This is a genomic window from Massilia forsythiae, assembly GCF_012849555.1.
In the GTDB taxonomy this organism is placed as follows: Bacteria; Pseudomonadota; Gammaproteobacteria; order Burkholderiales; family Burkholderiaceae_D; genus Telluria; species Telluria forsythiae.
Genome location: NZ_CP051685.1, coordinates 3,228,180 through 3,248,786 on the forward strand (window position 1 = coordinate 3,228,180; position 20,607 = coordinate 3,248,786).

The following is a 20,607-nucleotide window of genomic DNA, read 5'->3' on the forward strand; positions in this document are numbered from 1 at the left end:
TTCTGTCCACGCCATGACCCAACGTCTCATCCTTGCCTCGAACAACGCCGGCAAGCTCAAGGAATTCGCCCAGCTGCTGGCGCCGATCGGCTTCGAACTGCATCCGCAGGGGGAATTCGACGTGCCGGAAGCGGAAGAACCGTTCGGCACCTTCGTCGAGAACGCGCTCGCCAAGGCGCGCCACGCCGCGCGCCTGACCGGCCTGCCGGCGCTGGCCGACGATTCCGGCGTCTGCATCGACGCCTTCAAGGGCGCGCCCGGCGTGCTGTCGGCGCGCTTTGCCGGCGAGCCGAAGTCGGACGCGCGCAACAACGAAAAGATGGTGCGCGAGCTGGCCGCCCACGCCGACAAATCGGCCTATTACTATTGCGTGCTGGTGTACGTGCGCCACGCCGACGACCCGCAGCCGGTGATCGCCGACGGCGTCTGGCGCGGCTGCATGATCGACATGCCGCGCGGCGCGGGCGGCTTCGGCTACGATCCATACTTCCTGGTGCCGGCGCTGGGCAAGACCGCCGCCGAGCTGGCGCCGAGCGAGAAGAATGCGCTGTCGCACCGCGGCCAGGCCTTGCGCGCACTGGTCGAGAAGCTGAAATGATTCCCATCAAACCGGCGCTTCCCGAGCCGGGCGCGCCGCGCTCGCCGGCCACGGCGGCCCTGCAATACCTGCAGCCCGGCTCGCTGAACCTGACGGCGCTGCCGCCGCTGTCGCTGTACATCCACTGGCCGTGGTGCGTGCGCAAGTGCCCGTACTGCGACTTCAATTCGCACGAATCCAGCGGCCCGGTGCCGGAGCAGGCCTACCTGGATGCGCTGCGCGCCGACCTGGAGCAGTCGCTGCCGCTGATCTGGGGCCGCAAGGTCCACACCGTCTTCATCGGCGGCGGCACGCCCAGCCTGATCTCGGCCGCCGGCCTGGACCGGCTGCTGGCCGACGTGCGCATGCTGCTGCCGCTGGACCTGAATGCCGAGATCACGATGGAAGCCAATCCCGGCACCTTCGAGGCGGAAAAATTCAAGTCCTTCCGCGCCAGCGGCGTCAACCGCCTGTCGATCGGCATCCAGAGCTTCAACGGCGAGCACTTGCGGGCGCTGGGCCGCATCCACGACGAGCGCGAGGCGCTGCGCGCGGTGGAGATCGCGCACGCCAACTTCGACAATTTCAACCTCGACCTGATGTACGCGCTGCCGGGCCAGACCCTGGCGCAGGCGCGCCAGGACATCGACACCGCGCTGGCGTTCGCGCCGCCGCACCTGTCGCTGTACCACCTGACGATGGAACCGAACACGGTGTTCGCCAAGTACCCGCCGCAGCTGCCCAGCGACGACGACAGCGCCGACATCCAGGACATGATCGCCGGCGCGATGGCCGGCGGCGGCTACCAGCACTACGAAGTATCGGCCTACGCGCGCCCGGGCCGGCGCGCGCGCCACAACCTGAACTACTGGGAATTCGGCGACTACCTCGGCATCGGCGCCGGCGCCCATTCCAAGCTGTCGTTCCCGCACCGCGTGTTGCGCCAGGCGCGCTTCAAGCAGCCGGCCTCGTTCATGGAAGCGGCGATCAAGGGCAACCCGGTGCACGAGGAGCGCGAGATCGGCCGCGACGAGATGGGCTTCGAGTTCATGCTCAACCTGCTGCGCCTGACCGAGGGCTTCGATCCGAACCTGTTCGGCCAGCGCACGGGCCTGTCGATCAACGCCATCGAGCAAGCATTGAACGCGGCCGAGGCCAAGGGCCTGCTGTACCGCGATTTCAAGGTGATCCGCCCGACCGAGCTGGGGCAGCGCTTCCTGAACGATCTGCAGGAAATGTTTTTGAGTGAGTGACGAACGCCGCCTCGGCCGGGATGGATGCCCGGACGGCGCTGGTATACTGCGCGCGATGACATCCCTCGTACCCGTGCCGTCCTGGCTGCGCGCCCTGGCGCTCAACTTCGCGCTGTGGGCCGTGCTGTGCGCGCTGGCCGGCATCACCACCTACGGCGACGCGGCCCACTACGGCGACACCCGCAGCTATTGGCGGATGACGCTGGGCTGGTGGTGCGGTTACGCCGCGATGATGGTGCAGAGCTACCTGCTGTACCTGGTGTACGAGGGCCGCCCGGCCTGGCTGGCCACGCCGCGCCGCATCGGCGCCGGTTACCTCGTGTATATCCTGCTGTGCTGGCCGAGCGCCATGCTGGGCCTCGCCCTCAGGCGCTGCATCAAGCTCGACCGCGCGCCGACGCCGGCGAACGCCTGGGCTTACTGGCGGGCGGCGGACAAGTTCGAATGGTTCGTGGTGTTCGTCCTGCTGACGATGGCCTTCGGCGCCGTGGCCGCCATCCTGCTGTGGCGCCGTCAGCGCCGGCAGGACGGCGAGCTGGCCCAGGCGCGCCTGTCGCTGGAACGCCAGCGCCTGGCGGCCCTGCGCGGCCAGCTGGAGCCGCACTTCATGTTCAACACGCTGAGCGCCATCGGCGCCATGGTGCGCACCGACGACAAGCGCCTGGCGCTCGACGGCCTGGAACGCTTGGGCGACCTGCTGGCATACGCGCTGGCCAGCAGCGAGCGCGATTGGATCGACCTGCGCCGGGAACTGCGCTTCGTGCAGGACTATCTCGACCTGCAGCGCCTGCGTTTCGGGGCGCGCCTGGCGGTGCGCATCGAGGGCGGCGAGCTGCTCGACGACGACATCGCCTGCCCGCCGATGCTGCTGCAGCCGCTGGTGGAGAATGCATTGCGCCACGACCTCGAATGCCATGCCGGTACCAGCGACGTGGCGATCGGTTTCTTTCGCGACGGCGCGCAGTTGCTGGTGCGGGTCAGCAACCGCGTCCACGCGAGCGCGGCGCCGGCGGCCGGCCTGGGCATCGGCCTGCGCGGCATCCGCGCGCGCCTGCGCCTGGCCTATGGCGACGCCGCCTCGCTGGCCACCGTGCGCGAGGCCGGCGCCTTCGTGGCCGAGTTGCGCATTCCGCGGACGGCCGACGCATGAGCGCCGCACCCAAGGTACTGATCGTCGACGACGAGCTGCACGCGCGCGCCAACCTGCGCCTGGCGCTGGCGGCGCTGCCGGGCTGGGCGGTCGCCGGCGAATGCGCCGACGCCGCCGCCGCGCGCACCCGTATCGATGCCGGCGGCGTCGACATCCTGCTGCTGGACATCCAGATGCCGGTCGAATCGGGCCTGGTGCTGGCGCGCGACCTGAGCCGGCGCGCCATGCCGCCGCTGGTGGTGTTCGTCACGGCCGACCGCGGCCATGCGCTGGAGGCGTTCGACGTGCATGCACTGGACTACCTGGTCAAGCCGGTCAGCGAGACGCGTCTGCGGCAGACGCTGGAACGCGCCGCCGTGCTGCTCGGCCAGCGCGACGCCCATGCGCGCGCCCTGCGCACCTTTGCCGATCCGCAGCCCGGCTACTGGCGCGAACTGGCGGTGCGTTCGGTGGGAAGCATCGAGCGCGTCGGCCTGGACCGGGTGCAGTGGATCCGCAGCGCCGGCAACTACGTCGAGCTGCACCTGGCGCAGCGCATGCTGCTGCACCGGAGCACGCTGGCGGCGCTGGAAGCCTACCTCGATCCGGCCGAATTCCTGCGCGTCCACCGGTGCGTCCTGGTACGGCGCGGCCAGGCGCGCCGGCTGCGCGCGGCAAACGGGGAGGGCGCGCTGCTCGAGCTGGCATGCGGCGCCGGCGTGCCGGTCAGCGAGCGTTACGTGGCGGCGGTCAAGCGCGCCTTGCGCGCACCCGGATGGTCGCCATGATGCCCGCCATCGCCCGTTCCAGCAGCAGCGCCAGCGCGTAACAGCACGACAGCACCAGCAGGTAGACGGCAAAGGTCCAGGCCTGCACCTTGCCCGGCAGCGCGCGGTACAGCGCCTCGGCCGCCAGCACCACCAGCATGTGCGACAGGTACAGCTCGTAGCTCAGGCTGCCCATGCGCGCCAGCCAGCCGAGGGCGCGGCGCCGCCGGCACGCGGCGACGTGTCAGCCGCGCCGGTTTTGCGCCAGCGCGGCGATGGTACGCGCCAGCGCCGCCACCACGCGCGCGCTGCCGGCATCGTCGAACTCGTCCTCCGGCACCGTTGCCGCCTCGCCGTTCTCGCGGTCCACGGTGTCGTGGTAGGGGTAGCGCATGAATTCGGTGTCGGTGACCATGACGGCCACGGCGCCGGCATGACCGTGGACAGGGCGGTCGGACAGGGTCAGCCCGCGCACGTAGGCCGGCGCCGCCAGGCCGCGCAGCGGACCGTCGGCGCCGCTGCGAAAGCCGGCGAGCGCTTCCTGCACCAGATGCATCGATGCCGGCGTGCCGGCATAGGCGACGAAGCCGTCGCCGTCTGGCGCGCATCCCGGGCAAGCCGGGCAGCCAGGGCCGCCCGCCGGATGCCGGGCCGGGCACGGCGCGGTCTGCGCCGCATGGTCCGGCGCCGGCCCGGGGAAGAACACGAACCGTACCTCGGTGCCGCGGCGCGGATGCAGGCCCCGGAGCAGGCGCGCCAGTTCGAGCACGGCGGCCACGCTGCCGTCGCTGGCGGATGCAGCCGTCCGTCCGGCACGGCCGCTTGCCGCGTCATCGGCATCGCCGCCGTGCGCCGTGCCGGCGGGCGGGCGGGCGTAGCGGGCGCCGATGACGAACAGGCGCGCCGGCGCGGCGCCGGGCGCCAGGTTGGCCAGCGCCGCTTGCACGACGGGCGCGGCGCCGGCCGGGTGCGCCGGGATGCGCACCCGGTAGCCCTCGGCGCGCAGCGTGTGCGCCACGTAGCTTGCGCCCGCCCCGGCGGCAAGGACGGTCGCGTGCGCGCGCAGGCGCTGTGCCAGCCGGGCGTCCGTGCCCATCGGCGCGGCTGCGCTCGGATTGACGGTGACCGTCGCCAGCAGGATCAACAGGACGATGGCGAGGATGACCTTCCAGTGTGCACGGAAAAACGATCGCATGGCGTTCGAGGGTGGCTTCGGACATGCCCAGTCAGGTAGACCATGCCGGCGCGCCGGAGTTCTGCATGCGATGCCGCTCAGGCAAATCCGCTATTCCGTGCGCACGCCAAAAGCCCCATACTGCTGTCTGCTCAGCAATTATCATTTCTTTTTATTATGCAATTTCAATTGTCCGGCGGCGCCTGGCGCTCTGGCGGCGCGTCCTTCCTGGCGCGCTACCTGTTCGCGCTGTTCCTGTTCGCCGTGGCGCTGGCCGCCCGCTTCATGCTGGTCGACGTGCTGCCGGCGCGCGGATTCCCCTTCCTGTCGTTCTTTCCGGCGGTGCTGCTGACCGCCTACATGGTGGGGCTCGGTCCGGGCATGCTGGTGGCCATGCTGAGCACCGTGTCGGCCTGGGCCTTCTTCATGGGGCCCGCCGTCGGCCCGGCCTCGATGGCCAGCAGCGACATCATCGCGCTGGTGTTCTTCGCCGTCATCCTGGTCGTCGACTGCCTGGTGATCGACCGCATGAACACCGCCATGCGCCAGCTGCGCACGGCCGGCGACAAGCTGCGCGCGAGCGAAATGGCGCTGATCGCGCAACAGGCGGAACTGCGCGAGGCCAGCCGGCAAAAGGATGTCTTCATCGCGATGCTGGCGCACGAGTTGCGCAATCCCTTGGCGCCGATCGTGACCGCCGCGCAATTGATCGCCGTCCGGGCCGGACAGGACCAGCAGGTCGCGCGCGCCGCCGGCATCGTGCTGCGCCAGGGCCGCCAGTTGACGCGCCTGGTGGACGACCTGCTCGACGTGTCGCGCATCCATTCGGCCAAGCTGACCCTGCAGATGACGGCGGTGGATCTGCTGGCCGTGGTCCACAGCGCCATCGAGACCTTGCAGCCGGTCATCGACGCGTCGTCCAACCGCTTCGTCGCGACATTGCCGGCACATCCGGTGATGCTGCATGCCGACGGCGCGCGCCTTGCGCAATGCATCTCGAACCTGTTGCACAACGCCTTCAAGTTCACCGCGGGCGGGCGCATCGACCTGCGCGTGGTCCGGGAATCGGCGGGAACGGTCGCGATCACCGTCACCGACACGGGGCGCGGCATTTCGCCGGAAATGCTGCCGAGGCTGTTCGAGATGTTTTCCCAGGAAGGCACGAGCGGTACCGCCGGCAACAGCGGTCTCGGCATCGGCCTGGCGCTGACGCATTACCTGGTCCAGTGCCACGGCGGCAGATTGAGCGCCCACAGCGACGGCCCCGGCCTGGGTGCGCGCTTCGCACTGACCCTGCCGGCCGGCGCGGCGCCTCCCGCCGTGGCGCCGGCAGGGCAGGCGACGACGGTGCAGCGGCAGGCGGGCAGGATACTGGTCGTCGACGACAACGCCGACGCCGCCGACACCTTGCAGGAACTGCTGGCATTGCATGGTTTCGAGGCGCACACGGCCCACACGGGCCGGGCGGCGCTGCACGCGCTCGCGCAAGGCCGTTACGATGCCGTCCTGCTGGATATCGGATTGCCGGACATGTCCGGACACGAAGTCGCCGACACGGCCAGGACGCGTGGCCTGCTGCCCGAAGACACCCTGGTCGTGGCACTGACTGGTTGGAGCGATGCCGAATCGCGCAACAAGTCGGTGCAAGCCGGCATCGACCATCACCTGAACAAGCCGGTCCAGGTCGATGCACTGCTGGAACTGCTGGACTGCCGCACCGCCACCGCTTGAGCCGGCGGGGCCGGACGGATCCGTCCGGCCCCGCGCTGCTTGCGCTGCAAGCGGATGCAGGCGGCAAAAAAGAAGCCGGGGCCGGGCCGCGCTTCGCTGTCGCCGAAACGCGGCCCGGCCCCGGCCGGTACTGCCCGCCGTGCCGGGCGTCAGGCGCTAGGCGCCAGCTACTGCGCCCACGGCACTCAGCGCGCCGCCGTGGCGTTGCCGGTGGCTACCGGAGTGCCGGCCACCGGATTGCCGGCCACCGGATTGCCGGCCACCGGATTGCCGGCCACCGGCACCCCGGCGGCAGCCCGGCCGGCCGCCGGTTCGCTCCAGCCGCCGCCCAGCACGCGGTACAGCGTGACCTGGTTCTGCAGGCGCGCCAGGTTGGCCTGGATCGACTGCTGCTGCGCCGCGAACAGCGAACGCTGGGCGTCCAGCAAGTCCAGGTAGCTGGACGTGCCGCTGCGGTAGCGCAGGTCGGACAGGTTGAAGCGGTCGTTCTCGGCTTGCGCCACCGCCTGCTGGGCGCGCAGCTGCTCGCTGTAGGTGGCCTGGCCGGCCAGCGCGTCCGCCACTTCGCGGAACGCGGTCTGGATGCTGCGCTCGTACTGCGCCACGTAGATGTCGCGGCCGGCGCGGGCGCTTTCCAGGGCGGCGCGGTTGCGGCCGAAGTCGAACAGCGGCAGCACCGCCTGCGGCGCGAAGGTCCAGCCGAAGGTGCCGCTCTTGAACAGGCCGGACAGCTCGTTACTGGCGGTGCCGGCGGTGCCGGTCAGGGCGATGCGCGGGAAGAAATTGGCGCGCGCCGCGCCGATGTTGGCGTTGGCCGCAATCAGCTGCTGCTCGGCGGCGCGGATGTCCGGACGCACCGCCAGCAGGTCCGACGGCATGCCCGGCGGCAGGTCCGGCAGGTTGGTGCTGGCCAGCGTGGCGCCCGGCGGCAGGTTGTCCGGGATCGGCTGGCCGATCAGCAGCGTGATCAGGTTCAGGTCCTGGGCGCGCTGGCGCTGGGCCGCGGCCAGCGTGGTGCGGGCCTGCTCGACCAGCGACAGCGCCTGGTCCAGGTCGAGCTTGGACGACACCCCGTTCTCGAAGCGCAGCTGGGAGAGGCGCAGCGATTCCTCGCGCGTCTTGAGGGTCTGCTGCGTCAGGGCCAGCAGTTCATCGTCGGCCAGGAAGGTCAGATACGTGTTGGCCACCTGGGCGATCAGGCTGATCTGCGTGGTCTTGCGCGCTTCCTCGGTGGCCAGGAATTGCGCCAGCGCCGATTCGGTCAGGTTGCGCACGCGGCCGAAGAAGTCCAGCTCGAACGCCGAGACCGACAGGCCGGCCTGGTAGACGCTGGAAATCGGCTGGTCCTTGCCGGTGGTCTGGCGATTGCCGGTGACCGCCGCGTTGATCGTCGGGAAGCGCTCGGCGCGCTGGATCTGGTACGTGGCGCGCGCCTGCTCGATGTTCAGGATCGAGATGCGCAGGTCGCGGTTGTTGGCCAGCGCGATCGAGATCAGCTGCTGCAGGCGGGCGTCGGTGAAGAAGCGCTGCCAGGCGATGTCGGCCGGCGCCTGCGGCGCCACCGGGTTGCCGCTATGGACAGTGCCTTCCACCGTCGGGAAACCGGCGGCCACCGGCGCGGCCGGGCGCTCGTACTTGGGCGCCAGGTTCACGCAGCCGCCGAGGCAGCCCACCATGGCCAGGGCCAGCACGAGGGGATTCAAACGTTTCATGGTTGCGATCATAGTTGTTCCTTGACTACGGTAGCGGTGTCGTCCTTGCGCGCGGTTTCCGGCGGCGCTGCCTTGCGGCCCTTGAAGAAGCTGCGGATCACCACGAAGAACACCGGCACGAAGAACACGCCGAGGGCGGTGGCGGTGATCATGCCGCCCATCACGCCGGTGCCGATGGCGCGCTGCGACGCCGCGCCGGCGCCGCTGGCGATGACCAGCGGCAGCACGCCGAGGATGAAGGCCAGCGAGGTCATGATGATCGGGCGGAAGCGCAGGTGCGCCGCTTCCAGCGCCGCCTCGAACGGCGACTTGCCCTGCGCCTGCAGGTCCTTGGCGAACTCGACGATCAGGATCGCATTCTTCGCGGCCAGACCGATGATGGTGATCAGGCCGACCTTGAAATACACGTCGTTCGACAGCCCGCGCATGGACGCCGCCAGCAGCGAGCCGAGCACGCCGAGCGGCACCACCAGCAGCACCGCCACCGGGATCGACCAGCTTTCATACAGCGCGGCCAGGGCCAGGAACACCGCCAGCAGGGCGAAGCCGATCAGGATGAACACGGTCGAGCCGGCCAGGATTTCCTCGCGCGACTGGCCGGTCCATTCGTAGGCGAAGCCCGGCGGCAGCTGGGCCGCCAGGCGCTGCATCTCGTCCAGCGCCTGGCCGGTCGAGTAGCCGGGGGCGGCGTCGCCGGTGATGCTCATCGCCGAATAGCCGTTGTAGCGGGTGGTCTGCATCGGACCGGTGACCCACTCGGTGGTGGCGAACGCGGACATCGGCACCGGACGGCCCTGGGCGTTCATGGCGTTGATGCGCAGCAGGTCTTCCGGCTGCATGCGGTCCTTGGCGTCGGCCTGCACCACCACGCGCTGCAGGCGGCCGGCGTTGGGGAAGTCGTTGATGTAGGCCGAGCCGAGCGAGGTCGACAGCGCGGTATTGATCGCGGCGAAGGTCACGCCCAGCGCCTGCGCCTTGTCGCGGTCGATGTTCAGCTTCAGCTGCGGCGCGTCTTCCAGGCCTTCCGGACGGATGCCGGTCAGCACCTTGCTCTGCATCGCCATGCCCAGCATCTGGTTGCGCGCGGCCAGCAGGGCCGCGTGGCCGTTGCCGCCGCGGTCCTGCAGGCGGAACGAGAAGCCGGTGCCGCGTCCCAGTTCCGGGATCGGCGGCGGGCTCACCACGAAGATGAACGAGTCGCGCAGCGCGCCCATGTGCATGGTGATGCGGTTGGCCATGCCCTGCGCGTCCGAACCCGCGGCCTTGCGCTCGTCCCAGGATTTCAGCGGGATGAACGCCAGGCCCATGTTCTGGCCCTGGCCGGTGAACGAGAAGCCGGTCACGGCGACCATGTCGGCCACTTCCGGCTGCTTCATCACGTAGTCTTCCATCGCCTTCAGGACCACGCCGGTGCGTTCCGCGGTGGCGCCCGGCGGCAGCTGGATGTTGGCGATGATGTAGCCCTGGTCCTCGTTCGGCAGGAACGAGTTCGGCAGGCGCGTGAACATCAGGCCGACCACGCCGACCAGCAGCACGAACACGACCAGCGAACGGCCGGCGCGCTTCATGAGCTTGCCGACGATGCCCTCGTAGCGCTTGGCGCCGGTGGTGAAGGTGCGGTTGAACCAGCCGAAGAAGCCGCGCTTGTCCATGTGGTGGCCGGCTTCCACCGGCTTGAGCAGGGTCGCGCACAGCGCCGGCGTCAGGGACAGCGCCAGGAACGCGGAAAAGGCGATCGAGGACACCATCACCGCCGAGAACTGGCGGTAGATGTTGCCGACCGCGCCGGCGAAGAAGGCCAGCGGCACGAACACCGACATCAGCACCACGGTCACGCCGATGATGGCGCCCGAGATCTGCCCCATCGCCTTGCGCGTGGCTTCCAGGGGCGACAAGCCTTCCTCGGACATGATGCGCTCGACGTTTTCCACCACCACGATGGCGTCGTCGACCACGATGCCGATCACCAGCACCATGCCGAACATGGTCAACACGTTGATCGAGAAGCCCAGCGCCAGCAGGGTGGCGAAGGAGCCCAGCAGCGCCACCGGCACCACGATGGTCGGGATGATGGTGTAGCGGATGTTCTGCAGGAAGATGTACATCACGATGAACACCAGGATCACCGCCTCGATCAGGGTTTCCACCACCTGGTGGATCGAGATCTGGATGAACTTGGTCGAATCGTAGGGGATCGCATACTTCATCCCGTGCGGGAAGTACTTCTGCAGCTGGGCCATGCGGTCCTTGATCAGCTGCGCGGTTTCCAGCGCGTTGCCGGACGGCGACAGCTGCACGCCGACGCCGGTCGACGGCTTGCCGTTCAGGCGTGCGGTAGTGGTGTAGGCCTGGCCGCCGATCTCGATGCGGGCCACGTCCTTCAGGCGCACGGTGGAGCCGTCCGGGTTGGCGCGCAGCACGATGTTGCCGAACTGTTCGACGTTGGACAACTGGCCGGTGACGACCACGGTCGCGGTGATCTGCTGGCCGGCGGCCAGCGGCAGGTCGCCGATGGTGCCCGAGGCCACCTGGGCGTTCTGCTGGCTGATCGCGGTGTTGACGTCGGACGGCGACAGGTTGAAGCCGACCAGCTTGGCCGGATCGATCCAGACGCGCATCGCCTTTTCGGTACCGAACAGCTGGGCCTGGCCGACGCCCTTGATGCGCTGGATTTCCGGCAGCACGTTGCGCGACGCATAGTCGCCGAGCGCGATCGGATCCCAGTTGGGGTCGTCCGAGGACAGGATGGTGAACAGCAGGAAGTTGGAGCGCGCCTTGTCGACGCGCACGCCCTGCTGGGTCACGGCCGCCGGCAGGCGCGGGGTGGCGCGCGCCAGGCGGTTCTGGACGTCGACCTGGGCCAGGTCGGGGTCGGTGCCGGTCTCGAACGAGATCGTGATCGAGCCGGTGCCGTTGGCCTGGCTGGTCGACTCCATGTAGATCATGCCCTGGGCGCCGTTCATCTCGCGTTCGATCACGGAGATGACGGAATCTTCCAGGGTCTGGGCCGAGGCGCCGGGGTAGGCGACGCTGACGACGATCGACGGCGGCGCCACGGTCGGGTACTGCGCGATCGGCAGGGACTTGATGGCGACGCCGCCAAGCACCATGATGAACAGCGCGATCACCCAGGCGAAAATGGGGCGGTCAATAAAAAAACGTGCCATTGAGATGGTTCCTCTTACGTCTTACTGGCGGGTGTTGCCGGGACCGGCGGCGGCGCCGGCGGCCGGCGAACCGGCGTTCGGCACGCGCTTGCCGGCGGCGGCGGCATTCGCCTCGGCGCCGGCCGCGTTCGGCTGGGCCGCCGGGTTGCCGGCCGCCGCCGGGGCGTTCGGGTTGGCTGCAGGTGTCCATGCCACCGGCTGCACCGGAGTGCCAGGCGGCATCATCTGCAGCTTCTGGAAGCCGTCCACCATCACTTTTTCGCCTTCCTTCAGGCCGTCGGTGATGACCCAGCTGGCGCCTTCCTGGGAAGCGATCTTGACGGTGCGCTGGGCCGGCTTGTTGTCGGCGCCGACCACCATCACGGTGTCGCCGGTCTGGCCGCCGCGGGTCACGGCCTGCTGCGGCACCAGGATGCCCGAGGGCAGCTCGGCCTGCGCCAGGCGCACGCGCACGTACTGGCCCGGCAGCAGCGCCGAGTCCGGGTTGGCGATCTGGGCGCGCAGCGTGATCTGGCCACTGGTCTGGTCGACGGTCACGTCCGAGAACAGCAGCTTGCCCTTGCGCGGCAAGACGCTGCCGTCGTCCATCACCACCGTCACCGGCAGCGCCGAGTCGATGCCCTTGCCGCCGGCGTTCTTGCGCAGGCGCTGCAGTTCGGACGCCGACTGGGTGATGTTCAGGTAGACCGAATCGGTCTGCTGGATCAGCGCCAGCTGGGTCGCCTCGGTGGCGGACACCAGCGCGCCCTCGGTCACCAGCGCGCGGCCGATGCGGCCGGAGATCGGTGCGTATACGTTGGCGAAGGCCAGGTTGATCTGCGAGATCTTCAGCTGGGCGCGCGCCGAGCTGACGTCGGCCTCGGCCTGCTTCTGGGACGCCACGGCGTTGGTGTATTCCTGCTGGCTGACCGCGTTGGCCTCGACCAGCGGCTTGTAACGGTTGACGATGGCCGCGGTCGAAGTCAGGTTGGCCTGGGCGCGGCCGAGCGCCGCCTGGGAAGCGTTGACCTGCGCCTGGTACGGGTCCGGGTCGATCTGGAACAGCGACTGGCCCTGCTTGACGATGCTGCCTTCGGTGAAGGTGCGCTTGAGGACCACGCCGTTGACGCGGGCACGCACTTCGGCCACGCGGATCGCCTCGACGCGCGCCGGCAGTTCGGTCTCGAGCGCGACCTGCTGGAATTTGGTGGTGATCACGCCGACCTGCGGCGGCGGCATCTTGCCGCCCGGCGCGCCGGCGGCGCCGGGAGCGGCGTCCTTGTTGCCGCACGCCGACAGCAGGGCGATGGCGGTCAGGGTACACGCGGCGATCCGGGACAGTGACAAGGAAGGGGAGTGGACAGGGCGCATTAATGTGCTTCCTACGTGGAATCTCTGGATAACCTGCTGCACGATGCATGGTGCGCGGCACGCCGCAAGGGAACGGCGTCGTCTCCGGATACGGCGTCTGCCGCCGGCACTGCAGTCGTTGGCAACGGGTTTCGCGATTCCCTTCAGTTTAAAAAAGGACAAAACCGTCCCGCGGCACTACTCTGGCGCCGCGCACGGTTTTATCGATGGCTTTGGAGAAACACAGCTATACTATCACGAGTGTATGTTTAATGTTCCAGACCAATGAAAATGGAGAGACCGGCCGATGGCCCGCAGAACCAAGGAAGAGGCGGCCGCCACCCGTGAAAGCATCCTCGATGCTGCAGAGAAATTATTTGTCGAGCAGGGCGTCTCCAGGACGACGCTTCAGCATATCGCAACCGAAGCGGGTGTGACGCGCGGTGCGATCTATTGGCATTTCGACGACAAGGGCGCCTTGTTCAACGCCATGATGGACCGGGCGATCCTGCCGCTGGAAGCCGAACAGAAGGTGCTCGACCAGGCCGAGTCGGCCGATCCGCTGGACGACCTGCGCAACTACATGCTGGCCGTGCTGCGCCGTACCGTCGAGGACCCGGTGGCGCGCCGCGTGTTCGAGATCGCCACGCTGAAAGTCGAGTTCGTGGGCGAAATGGATGCCGTCCGGCTGCGGCGCCAGCATAATATGAGCAACTGGATGGCGCGTTCCGAGCGGCGCCTGCGCAAGGCCGTCGATGAGGGGCTGATCCATGCCCACGTGCAGCCGGCCACGGCGGCGCTGGCGATGTGGATCATGATCGATGGCCTGATCCGCAACTGGATGTTCGATCCCGACGGCTTCGACCTGCTGCAGGTGGGGCGCTGCGTGATCGATCCATACATGGACGGCTTGCGCCGGCGGAATGCCTGAGATAACGAATAAAGGAGAACCCGATGGACCAATCCCGGCAATTTCTCGACCGGCTCGGCATGCGGCATCCGATCATCCAGGCGCCGATGGCGGGCGTGTCGACGCCCAGGCTGGCCGCCGCCGTATCCGAGGCGGGCGGGCTCGGCTCGCTCGGCCTGGGCGCCGGCGACGCCGCGCAATCGCGCAGGCTGATCGAGGAAACGCGCGCCCTGACCGGGCGCGCCTTCAACGTGAACTTCTTTTGCCATGCGCCGGCAGCGCGCGACGCCGCCACCGAAGCCGCCTGGCTGGCGCACCTGGCGCCGCTGTTCAAGGAGGTCGGAGCCACCCCGCCGGCGGCGCTGGACGAAATCTACCGGAGTTTCAACGACGACGACGCTTCCTTCGAGATGCTGCTGGCGCTGCGTCCGGCGGTGGCCAGCTTCCATTTCGGCCTGCCCACGCCGGAGCGCATCGCCGCCCTGCGCCAGGCCGGCATCTATACGATGGCCAGCGCCACCAGCCCGCGCGAAGCGGCGCTGGTCGAAGCCGCCGGCATCGACGCGATCGTGGCGCAGGGCATCGAGGCCGGCGGGCACCGCGGCATGTTCGATCCGGACGCGCCCGACGAGCGCCTCAGCACCGCCGTGCTGGTGCGCATGCTGGTCAAGCGCACCCGGCTGCCGGTCGTCGCGGCCGGCGGCATCATGGACGGCCAGGGCATCAAGGCGGCGCTCGACCTGGGGGCAGTGGCGGCGCAGCTCGGCACCGCCTTCATCCTGTGCCCGGAATCGGCGGCCAACGCCGCCTACCGCGACAACCTGAAAAGCGCCTGCGCCGCCACGACGCGCCTGAGCGCATCCCTGTCCGGCAGGCCGGCGCGCGGCATCGTCAACCGCCTGATCGTCCATGGCGATGGCGGCGGCGTGCGGCCGGCCGCCTACCCGTTGGCGTACGACGCGGCCAAGCGCCTGCATGCCGCGGCGGCGGCGCTGGACAAGCACGTGTTCGCGGCGCACTGGGCCGGGCAGGGCGCGCCGCTGGCGCGCGAGGCCGGCGCCGCCGACCTGGTGCGGATGCTGGAGCGGGAGATGCAGGAATAAAGCCAGGACCGGCGCCGGGCAATCAATCGCGGCTGACGCCGGACGGGCCGATGCGTTCGGCATTCGGCACGTCGGACATGCGGATGCGCACCAGGTGGCGCGCCTCGTCCTCGTAGGTGGTGCGGCCGTGCAGCATGTGGTGGTTGTCGACCAGCAGCAGGGTATCGGTCGGCAACTGCTCCTTGAAGCGGGCGGCGCCGTGCTCGGCGGCCTCGTCCACCAGCGCCAGCGCTTGGCGCAGCGCCGGCGTGTCCATCTCCGGCCGCGCCGCCAGCCCCTTCCTGATGGCGTCGTGGCGCCAGCGGATCGCGAACGGCACGCCCGGACGGCGCGCCGGCTCGAACACGGTGGCCACGTGGATCTCGATCCGGTCTTCGCCGGCGGCGTACACGGCCGGCACCCGGAACGGCACCGGCGTGCGGCACAACAGGTCGAACGCCGACCGCCCCGCCGCGCTGCGCTGCAGGATGCGGTGCAGGTCGGCGCAGTCGACCAGGATCGAATGGCCGCCCAGGCAGCGCGCCGCATTCACCACGTACAGGATGAACTGCTGTTCCGGCATCGGGTAGAACGAGGAATCGGTGTGCATGTCGGCGCTGCCGACGCGTTCGGAAAACGTGGTGAAGCGCAGGCCGCCTTCCTCGAGCGGGCGCGCCTTGACGTCCCAGGCGACCCGCCCGGTGCGCTGGTCGGTCGAGGTCGGATAGCCGAGCGTCAGCGTGAGGGCGTACAAGGCGGCGTTGCGGTGCGCCGGCGGCAGGCCGCGCAAGCCCAGGTCGGTCAGCACCACGGCCGCCGCATCCAGTCCCGCCAGGGCGTCGCGCAGCCGCGCCAGCGTCGCCACCCGGCCCAGCTCGGCGCGCAGCGCCACCTCCTGCGGATGGGGCCGGAAACCGTTGTCGTTGAAGCCGCCGATGTCCGCGAAGCGCTGCGACAGGATGTCGAAAATGCGGTCGAGGTCGTCGTTCCAGGCGAAGCGCGAAGCCGCCAGCACGATATTGCCTTTGTATTTGCTTACAGAGATCATCGTATCCAATCCAATAAATTTTCTTTAGGGAAAGCATCGATTGCCATTGGAATTTGATCCTTGGACGCGATCTTTGATGTTTTGCAAGCCTGCTACCTGTTTTGACGGCTTTGATGCGCATCTTCCGCAAACGTTGTTTTATTGCCTAATAGAAATGATAGATTGATGCACCTATAATCAAAATTGTTAGTTTCCGTTGAGTATTGCTACTTTATTTTCCAAGGACGCGTGCTCATCATGAGAAATCTTTTCTCCGGAATGCGGCTTGCCACCAAGCTCGGCATGGCATTTGCCGCCGTGATCGCCCTGACCGCATTGATCGGCGCCGTCGCCATCCGTGAACTGGGCGAGGTCAACGAAACGGCGACCAGGCTGTCGGCGCGCTGGATGCCGGGCATGCGCGCGATCCAGGACATCAAGTCGCAGGTGGCGCGCATCCGCACGCGCGAACTGCAGTACATCATCTCGAACGACCGCGCCGACATGGACAAGTACGACGCCATCATCGCCAAGGACCTGGAAGACCTGCGCCGCATGCAGGACGACTACGTCGCCCTGATGGCGAACGACGAGGAGCGCGCCATGTATGCCCAGCTGCTCGAGATGTGGGGGCGCTACATGGACGAAGACAGCAAGCTGCGCTCCGCCGCGCGCGCCGGCGACGATGCGCTGGCCAGGCAGCTGATCCGCGGCGAGTCGAACAAGCTGGTGGTGGCGCTGCGCGCGCACATCGACAAGATCGTCGGCATGTACGGCGACGGCGGGCGCGCGGCGGCGGCCGAAGGCAACCGGCGCTATGCCGCCTCGCGCGTGTGGATCTTCGGCCTGGTGGGCGGCAGCATCCTGCTGGGTGCGGCCGGCGCCGCCTTCATCACGCGCTGGCTGATGCGCGGCCTGGGCGGCGAGCCGGACTACGCCACCGAGATCGTCACGCGCATCGCGGCCGGCGACCTGTCGGTGCAGGTGCAGACCCGCGCGGGCGACCGCAGCAGCCTGCTGTTCGCGATGAAGTCGATGCGCGACAACCTGGCGCGCATCGTCAGCGACGTGCGCGGCGCCACCGGCACCATCTCGACTGCCTCGGACGAGATCGCCGGCGGCAACCTCGACCTGTCCAGCCGCACCGAGCAGCAGGCCAGTTCGCTGGAGCAGACCGCGGCCTCGATGGAGCAGCTGACCTCGACCGTGCGCCAGAACGCCGACCACGCCAGCCAGGCCAACCAGCTGGCCGACAGCGCCGCCGGCATCGCCCAGAAGGGCAACAGCGTGGTGGCCAGGGTGGTCGACACGATGGGCGTGATCAACGCCTCGTCGCGCAAGGTGGTCGACATCATCCTGGTCATCGACAGCATCGCCTTCCAGACCAACATCCTGGCGCTGAACGCGGCGGTGGAAGCGGCGCGCGCCGGCGAGCAGGGGCGCGGCTTCGCGGTGGTGGCGGGCGAAGTGCGCAGCCTGGCCCAGCGCTCGGCCACGGCGGCCCGGGAAATCAAGGAACTGATCGGCGATTCGGTGCAGCAGATCGAGGCCGGCAACCTGCTGGTGGCCGAAGCCGGCGCGACCATGAACGACGTGCTGCAGAGCGTGCAGCGCATGCACGCGATCATGGCCGAGATCAGCCTGGCGAGCCGCGAGCAGAGCGCGGGGATCGAGCAGGTGAACCAGGCGATCTCGCAGATGGATGCGGCGACCCAGCAGAACGCCACCCTGGTGCAGCAGGCCACCCACACCGCCCAGGGCCTGCAGGAACAGGCGGCGGCGCTCGACCAGCTGGTCAGCGCATTCCGCCTCGACGGCCCGCAACGCGCTGCTCGGCCGGGCCTGCCGGCGCTCGCGTAGGAGACGAACGTAGGGTGGACGTGGCCGGCGAGGCGGCTCCGCCGTCCACGCGTTCAACCGGTGCCTGCAACCGTCGACGCCCCCACGATATGAAAATGATCAGCGCAGCGCTTCGATCATCTTCTTCAGCTTGACCGAATCCGCACAGAACGCGCGAATCCCCTCGGCCAGCTTCTCGGTCGCCATCGCATCCTCGTTCAGCAGGAAACGGAAGCTTTTCTCGTCGACCGCGATCTTCTCGAGGCCGTCGGCGCCGTCCGCGTTCAGCTTGCGCTCGACCGCGCCTTCGGTGTCGGCCAGCTTCTGCAGCAGGTCCGGGGAAATCGTCAGCAGGTCGCAGCCGGCCAGTTCCAGGATCTGCGAGGTATTGCGGAAGCTCGCGCCCATCACTTCGGTATCGAAGCCGAATTTGCGGTAGTACTGGTAGATGCGCTTGACCGACTGCACGCCCGGATCGTCGGCGCCCTGGTAGTCGGTGCCGGTGGATTTCTTGTACCAGTCGAAGATGCGCCCGACGAACGGCGAGATCAGCTTCACGCCGGCTTCGGCGCACGCCACCGCCTGCACCAGCGAGAACAGCAGGGTCAGGTTGCAGTGGATGCCGTCCTGTTCCAGGATCTCGGCGGCGCGGATGCCTTCCCAGGTCGAGGCGATCTTGATCAGCACGCGCTCGCGCGACACGCCGGCCGCTTCGTACAGCGCGATCAGCTCGCGGCCCTTGGCGACGGTGGCCTCGGTGTCGAACGAGAGGGCGGCGTCGATCTCGGTGGAGACGCGGCCCGGCACGAATTTCAGGATCTCGACGCCGAACGCGATCAACAGGCGGTCGACCACGTCCTCGATCGAGCCGTCGGGCGAATCGGCGACCGCCTTTTCCAGCAGCGGGCGGTATTCCGGCTTCTGCACCGCCTTCAGGATCAGCGACGGGTTGGTGGTCGCATCCTGCGGCGCGTAGGCCTTGATCGACTGGAAGTCGCCGGTGTCGGCCACCACGGTGGTGAATTGCTTGAGCTGTTCGAGTTGGTTCATGGTGCGAAAAAAGTTGGTGATCGGTTCGTTGATTGTACCGGCTGGCGCGTGTCAGCAGTCGGTGGCATCCAGGAAGGCCGCGACCATCGCTTCCAGGCCGGCCTTGTCTTCCTCGGAAAAACGGTCCGGCTCGGGGCTGTCGATGTCGAACACGCCGACCAGCCTGCCGTCCTTGATCACCGGGATCACGATTTCCGACGCCGAGGCCGAATCGCAGGCGATGTGGCCGGGGAAGGCATGCACGTCCGGCACCACGATGGTCTGGCGCTGCACCGCGCTGGCGCCGCACACGCCGCGCCCGAACGGGATGCGCGCGCAGGCCGGCTTGCCCTGGAACGGGCCGACCAGCAGGTCCTGGCCTTCGCCTTTTTTACTGGGCACGGTCAGGTAGAAACCGGCCCAGTTCAGGTCGGACAGGGTGTCGTACACCAGGGCCGAGAATTGGGAAGCGTTGGCGGTCAGGTCGCGTTCGCCTTCCAGCACGCTGGCGACCTGGCGTACCAGCAGGTCGTAGTCGGGGCGGGCGCTGCGTTCGGGATTGATGTGCATGATGAAATGGGCGGCGATGAAGCGTTGTCGAAAACGCGTATTTTACGGCAGCGCGCTTGCCGGCGCTCACGCTGGCGGGCGTTTCTCTTTGTTGGCGGCAACGTGCGCGGACTGGAACGGTGTCGGGACTAGAATCACGAATCGACCCTATCGCGAGACACCAGATGAGCATCCAACCATTCCGCATCGCCATCCCCGACGCCGACCTGGCCGACCTGCGCGAACGCCTGCTGCGCACCCGCCCGGCGCCCGCCATCGAGGATCAGGGCTGGAGCCAGGGCATCGAGCCCGCCTTCCTGCAGGACTTGTTGCGCTACTGGGCCGACGGCTTCGACTGGCGCGCCCAGGAAGCGCGGCTGAACCGCCTGCCGCAGTTCATGGCGCAGGTCGGCGACCAGGCCATCCATTTCGTCCACCGGCAAGGTACCGGCCCGGCGCCGCTGCCGCTGGTGCTGACGCACGGCTGGCCCGGTTCCTTCATCGAGATGGAGCGCATCCTGCCGCTCCTGGCCGATCCGGGCGCCCACGGCGGCGACCCGGTCGATGCCTTCCACGTGGTGGTGCCGTCGCTGCCTGGTTATGCGTTTTCGCCGGCGCCGCGCCGCAAGGGCGTCGGCACCTACGCCACCGCGGCGCTGTGGGCCGACCTGATGGCGCAGCTCGGCTACGACCGCTTCGGCGCCCAGGGCGGCGATCTCGGCGCCAGCGTCACGTCCTGGCTCGGCCTGCGCTTCCCGGAGCGCATCGTCGGCATGCACCTGAATTACATCCCGACCTCGTTCAAGCCGCCGCTGGGCGAAGGCCAGCCCGAATTGACCCCGGAAGAAAAGGATTTCCAGAAGCGCCAGTCGGACTGGAAGGAAAAGGAGGGCGCCTACCGCAGCATGCACGCCACCAAGCCCACCACCGCCGCCAGCGGCCTGAACGACTCGCCGGCCGGGCTGGCGGCCTGGATCGCCGAGAAGGTGCACGCCTGGACCCAGGATTTCGACAAGTCGATTTCTTTCGACACGCTACTGACCGACATCAGCCTGTACTGGTTCACCCAGCAGATCGGCCCGTCGTTCCAGATGTACGTCGAGGAACAGGCCAGGCCGTTCGCGCCGCAGGAGCGGGTGCAGCCGCCGCTGGGCGTGGCGGTGTTCCCGGCCGAGATCCCGATGCCGCCGCGCAGCTGGCCCGAGCGCAGCTACGACGTGCGGCGCTGGACGCCGATGCCGAGCGGCGGCCATTTCGCCGCACTGGAAGAACCGCAACTGCTGGCCGAGGACATCCGCGCCTTTTTCCGGCCGCTGCGCGGCGCCTGAATGC

17 protein-coding genes are annotated in these 20,607 nt (G+C 68.5%); 9 read left to right on the forward strand and 8 right to left on the reverse strand.

Going from position 1 to position 20,607, the window contains the following annotated elements; genetic code table 11:
• Positions 1-13 precede the first annotated feature (13 nt).
• From rdgB to HH212_RS13865, 4 genes are read left to right on the forward strand one after another with little or no spacing between them, the layout of a single operon-like run.
• Positions 14-598 carry an RdgB/HAM1 family non-canonical purine NTP pyrophosphatase gene (gene rdgB / locus HH212_RS13850; protein WP_170203008.1) on the forward strand — a complete coding sequence of 195 codons (585 nt, stop codon included), beginning with the start codon at positions 14-16 and terminating at the stop codon, positions 596-598.
• Positions 595-1,830, forward strand: coding sequence for a radical SAM family heme chaperone HemW (gene hemW, locus HH212_RS13855; RefSeq protein ID WP_170203009.1), 1,236 nt, complete (start codon positions 595-597; stop codon positions 1,828-1,830). The genes rdgB and hemW overlap by 4 nt, the downstream gene beginning before the upstream one ends.
• A 55-nt stretch (positions 1,831-1,885) precedes the next feature.
• Positions 1,886-2,980 (forward strand): sensor histidine kinase, encoded by a 1,095-nt coding sequence (locus HH212_RS13860; protein WP_170203010.1) that lies wholly within the window; start codon positions 1,886-1,888, stop codon positions 2,978-2,980.
• Entirely contained in the window at positions 2,977-3,747 is a 771-nt protein-coding gene (locus HH212_RS13865) for a LytR/AlgR family response regulator transcription factor (RefSeq protein WP_170203011.1), read from the forward strand. The genes HH212_RS13860 and HH212_RS13865 overlap by 4 nt, the downstream gene beginning before the upstream one ends.
• Here HH212_RS13865 and HH212_RS13870 read toward each other — a convergent pair.
• Positions 3,710-3,922: a hypothetical protein gene (locus HH212_RS13870; protein ID WP_170203012.1), complete on the reverse strand. Its 213-nt coding sequence runs from the start codon at positions 3,920-3,922 to the stop codon at positions 3,710-3,712. The two genes, HH212_RS13865 and HH212_RS13870, sit on opposite strands and share 38 nt — an antisense overlap.
• A 48-nt stretch (positions 3,923-3,970) precedes the next feature.
• A complete protein-coding gene (locus tag HH212_RS13875) occupies positions 3,971-4,921 on the reverse strand; it encodes a zinc-binding metallopeptidase family protein (protein WP_170203013.1) in 951 nt (316 codons plus the stop codon).
• A gap of 156 nt (positions 4,922-5,077) precedes the next feature.
• Between HH212_RS13875 and HH212_RS13880 the strand changes: the two genes are divergently transcribed.
• Entirely contained in the window at positions 5,078-6,631 is a 1,554-nt protein-coding gene (locus HH212_RS13880; protein ID WP_170203014.1) for an ATP-binding response regulator, read from the forward strand.
• Positions 6,632-6,816: 185 nt separating this feature from the next.
• Here the strand turns inward: HH212_RS13880 and HH212_RS13885 are convergent, their stop codons facing one another.
• Genes HH212_RS13885 through HH212_RS13895 form a run of 3 tightly spaced genes read right to left on the reverse strand, consistent with a single transcriptional unit; the run spans position 6,817 to position 12,860 of the window.
• The gene (locus tag HH212_RS13885; RefSeq protein ID WP_170203015.1) at positions 6,817-8,343 is read right to left on the reverse strand and encodes an efflux transporter outer membrane subunit; all 1,527 of its coding nucleotides are present in this window, start codon (positions 8,341-8,343) and stop codon (positions 6,817-6,819) included.
• Positions 8,344-8,351: 8 nt separating this feature from the next.
• Entirely contained in the window at positions 8,352-11,510 is a 3,159-nt protein-coding gene (locus tag HH212_RS13890) for an efflux RND transporter permease subunit (RefSeq protein ID WP_170203016.1), read from the reverse strand.
• Between the two features lie 21 nt (positions 11,511-11,531).
• Positions 11,532-12,860, reverse strand: coding sequence for an efflux RND transporter periplasmic adaptor subunit (locus tag HH212_RS13895; protein ID WP_170203017.1), 1,329 nt, complete (start codon positions 12,858-12,860; stop codon positions 11,532-11,534).
• A gap of 286 nt (positions 12,861-13,146) precedes the next feature.
• On the opposite strand from HH212_RS13895, the gene HH212_RS13900 reads away from it, so the two are divergent.
• Positions 13,147-13,770: a TetR family transcriptional regulator gene (locus HH212_RS13900; RefSeq protein WP_170203018.1), complete on the forward strand. Its 624-nt coding sequence runs from the start codon at positions 13,147-13,149 to the stop codon at positions 13,768-13,770.
• 23 nt (positions 13,771-13,793) lie between these two features.
• Positions 13,794-14,852: an NAD(P)H-dependent flavin oxidoreductase gene (locus HH212_RS13905; protein ID WP_170203019.1), complete on the forward strand. Its 1,059-nt coding sequence runs from the start codon at positions 13,794-13,796 to the stop codon at positions 14,850-14,852.
• Positions 14,853-14,874: 22 nt separating this feature from the next.
• Here the strand turns inward: HH212_RS13905 and HH212_RS13910 are convergent, their stop codons facing one another.
• Positions 14,875-15,879 carry a TauD/TfdA family dioxygenase gene (locus tag HH212_RS13910; protein WP_170203020.1) on the reverse strand — a complete coding sequence of 335 codons (1,005 nt, stop codon included), beginning with the start codon at positions 15,877-15,879 and terminating at the stop codon, positions 14,875-14,877.
• Between the two features lie 258 nt (positions 15,880-16,137).
• Between HH212_RS13910 and HH212_RS27725 the strand changes: the two genes are divergently transcribed.
• Complete coding sequence (locus HH212_RS27725) at positions 16,138-17,718, forward strand: methyl-accepting chemotaxis protein (RefSeq protein WP_170203021.1); 1,581 nt, start codon at positions 16,138-16,140, stop codon at positions 17,716-17,718.
• 99 nt (positions 17,719-17,817) lie between these two features.
• Here HH212_RS27725 and tal read toward each other — a convergent pair whose 3' ends face one another.
• Together tal and msrC are read right to left on the reverse strand one after the other, a co-directional pair.
• Complete coding sequence (gene tal / locus HH212_RS13920) at positions 17,818-18,747, reverse strand: transaldolase (protein WP_170203022.1); 930 nt, start codon at positions 18,745-18,747, stop codon at positions 17,818-17,820.
• A gap of 51 nt (positions 18,748-18,798) precedes the next feature.
• Positions 18,799-19,296 (reverse strand): free L-methionine (R)-S-oxide reductase MsrC, encoded by a 498-nt coding sequence (gene msrC / locus HH212_RS13925; RefSeq protein WP_170203023.1) that lies wholly within the window; start codon positions 19,294-19,296, stop codon positions 18,799-18,801.
• Positions 19,297-19,460: 164 nt separating this feature from the next.
• On the opposite strand from msrC, the gene HH212_RS13930 reads away from it, so the two are divergent.
• Positions 19,461-20,603, forward strand: a complete 1,143-nt coding sequence (locus HH212_RS13930) for an epoxide hydrolase family protein (RefSeq protein WP_170203024.1) — start codon at positions 19,461-19,463, stop codon at positions 20,601-20,603.
• Positions 20,604-20,607: the final 4 nt, after the last annotated feature.

Excerpts from the sequence above, each read along its gene's own strand:
- rdgB (WP_170203008.1), top strand. The coding sequence starts at position 14 with ATGACCCAACGTCTCATCCTTGCCTCGAACAACGCCGGCAAGCTCAAG.
- hemW (WP_170203009.1), top strand. The coding sequence starts at position 595 with ATGATTCCCATCAAACCGGCGCTTCCCGAGCCGGGCGCGCCGCGCTCG.
- HH212_RS13860 (WP_170203010.1), top strand. The coding sequence starts at position 1,886 with ATGACATCCCTCGTACCCGTGCCGTCCTGGCTGCGCGCCCTGGCGCTC.
- HH212_RS13865 (WP_170203011.1), top strand. The coding sequence starts at position 2,977 with ATGAGCGCCGCACCCAAGGTACTGATCGTCGACGACGAGCTGCACGCG.
- HH212_RS13870 (WP_170203012.1), bottom strand. The coding sequence starts at position 3,922 with ATGGGCAGCCTGAGCTACGAGCTGTACCTGTCGCACATGCTGGTGGTG.
- HH212_RS13875 (WP_170203013.1), bottom strand. The coding sequence starts at position 4,921 with ATGCGATCGTTTTTCCGTGCACACTGGAAGGTCATCCTCGCCATCGTC.
- HH212_RS13880 (WP_170203014.1), top strand. The coding sequence starts at position 5,078 with ATGCAATTTCAATTGTCCGGCGGCGCCTGGCGCTCTGGCGGCGCGTCC.
- HH212_RS13885 (WP_170203015.1), bottom strand. The coding sequence starts at position 8,343 with ATGAAACGTTTGAATCCCCTCGTGCTGGCCCTGGCCATGGTGGGCTGC.
- HH212_RS13890 (WP_170203016.1), bottom strand. The coding sequence starts at position 11,510 with ATGGCACGTTTTTTTATTGACCGCCCCATTTTCGCCTGGGTGATCGCG.
- HH212_RS13895 (WP_170203017.1), bottom strand. The coding sequence starts at position 12,860 with ATGCGCCCTGTCCACTCCCCTTCCTTGTCACTGTCCCGGATCGCCGCG.
- HH212_RS13900 (WP_170203018.1), top strand. The coding sequence starts at position 13,147 with ATGGCCCGCAGAACCAAGGAAGAGGCGGCCGCCACCCGTGAAAGCATC.
- HH212_RS13905 (WP_170203019.1), top strand. The coding sequence starts at position 13,794 with ATGGACCAATCCCGGCAATTTCTCGACCGGCTCGGCATGCGGCATCCG.
- HH212_RS13910 (WP_170203020.1), bottom strand. The coding sequence starts at position 15,879 with ATGATCTCTGTAAGCAAATACAAAGGCAATATCGTGCTGGCGGCTTCG.
- HH212_RS27725 (WP_170203021.1), top strand. The coding sequence starts at position 16,138 with ATGCGGCTTGCCACCAAGCTCGGCATGGCATTTGCCGCCGTGATCGCC.
- tal (WP_170203022.1), bottom strand. The coding sequence starts at position 18,747 with ATGAACCAACTCGAACAGCTCAAGCAATTCACCACCGTGGTGGCCGAC.
- msrC (WP_170203023.1), bottom strand. The coding sequence starts at position 19,296 with ATGCACATCAATCCCGAACGCAGCGCCCGCCCCGACTACGACCTGCTG.
- HH212_RS13930 (WP_170203024.1), top strand. The coding sequence starts at position 19,461 with ATGAGCATCCAACCATTCCGCATCGCCATCCCCGACGCCGACCTGGCC.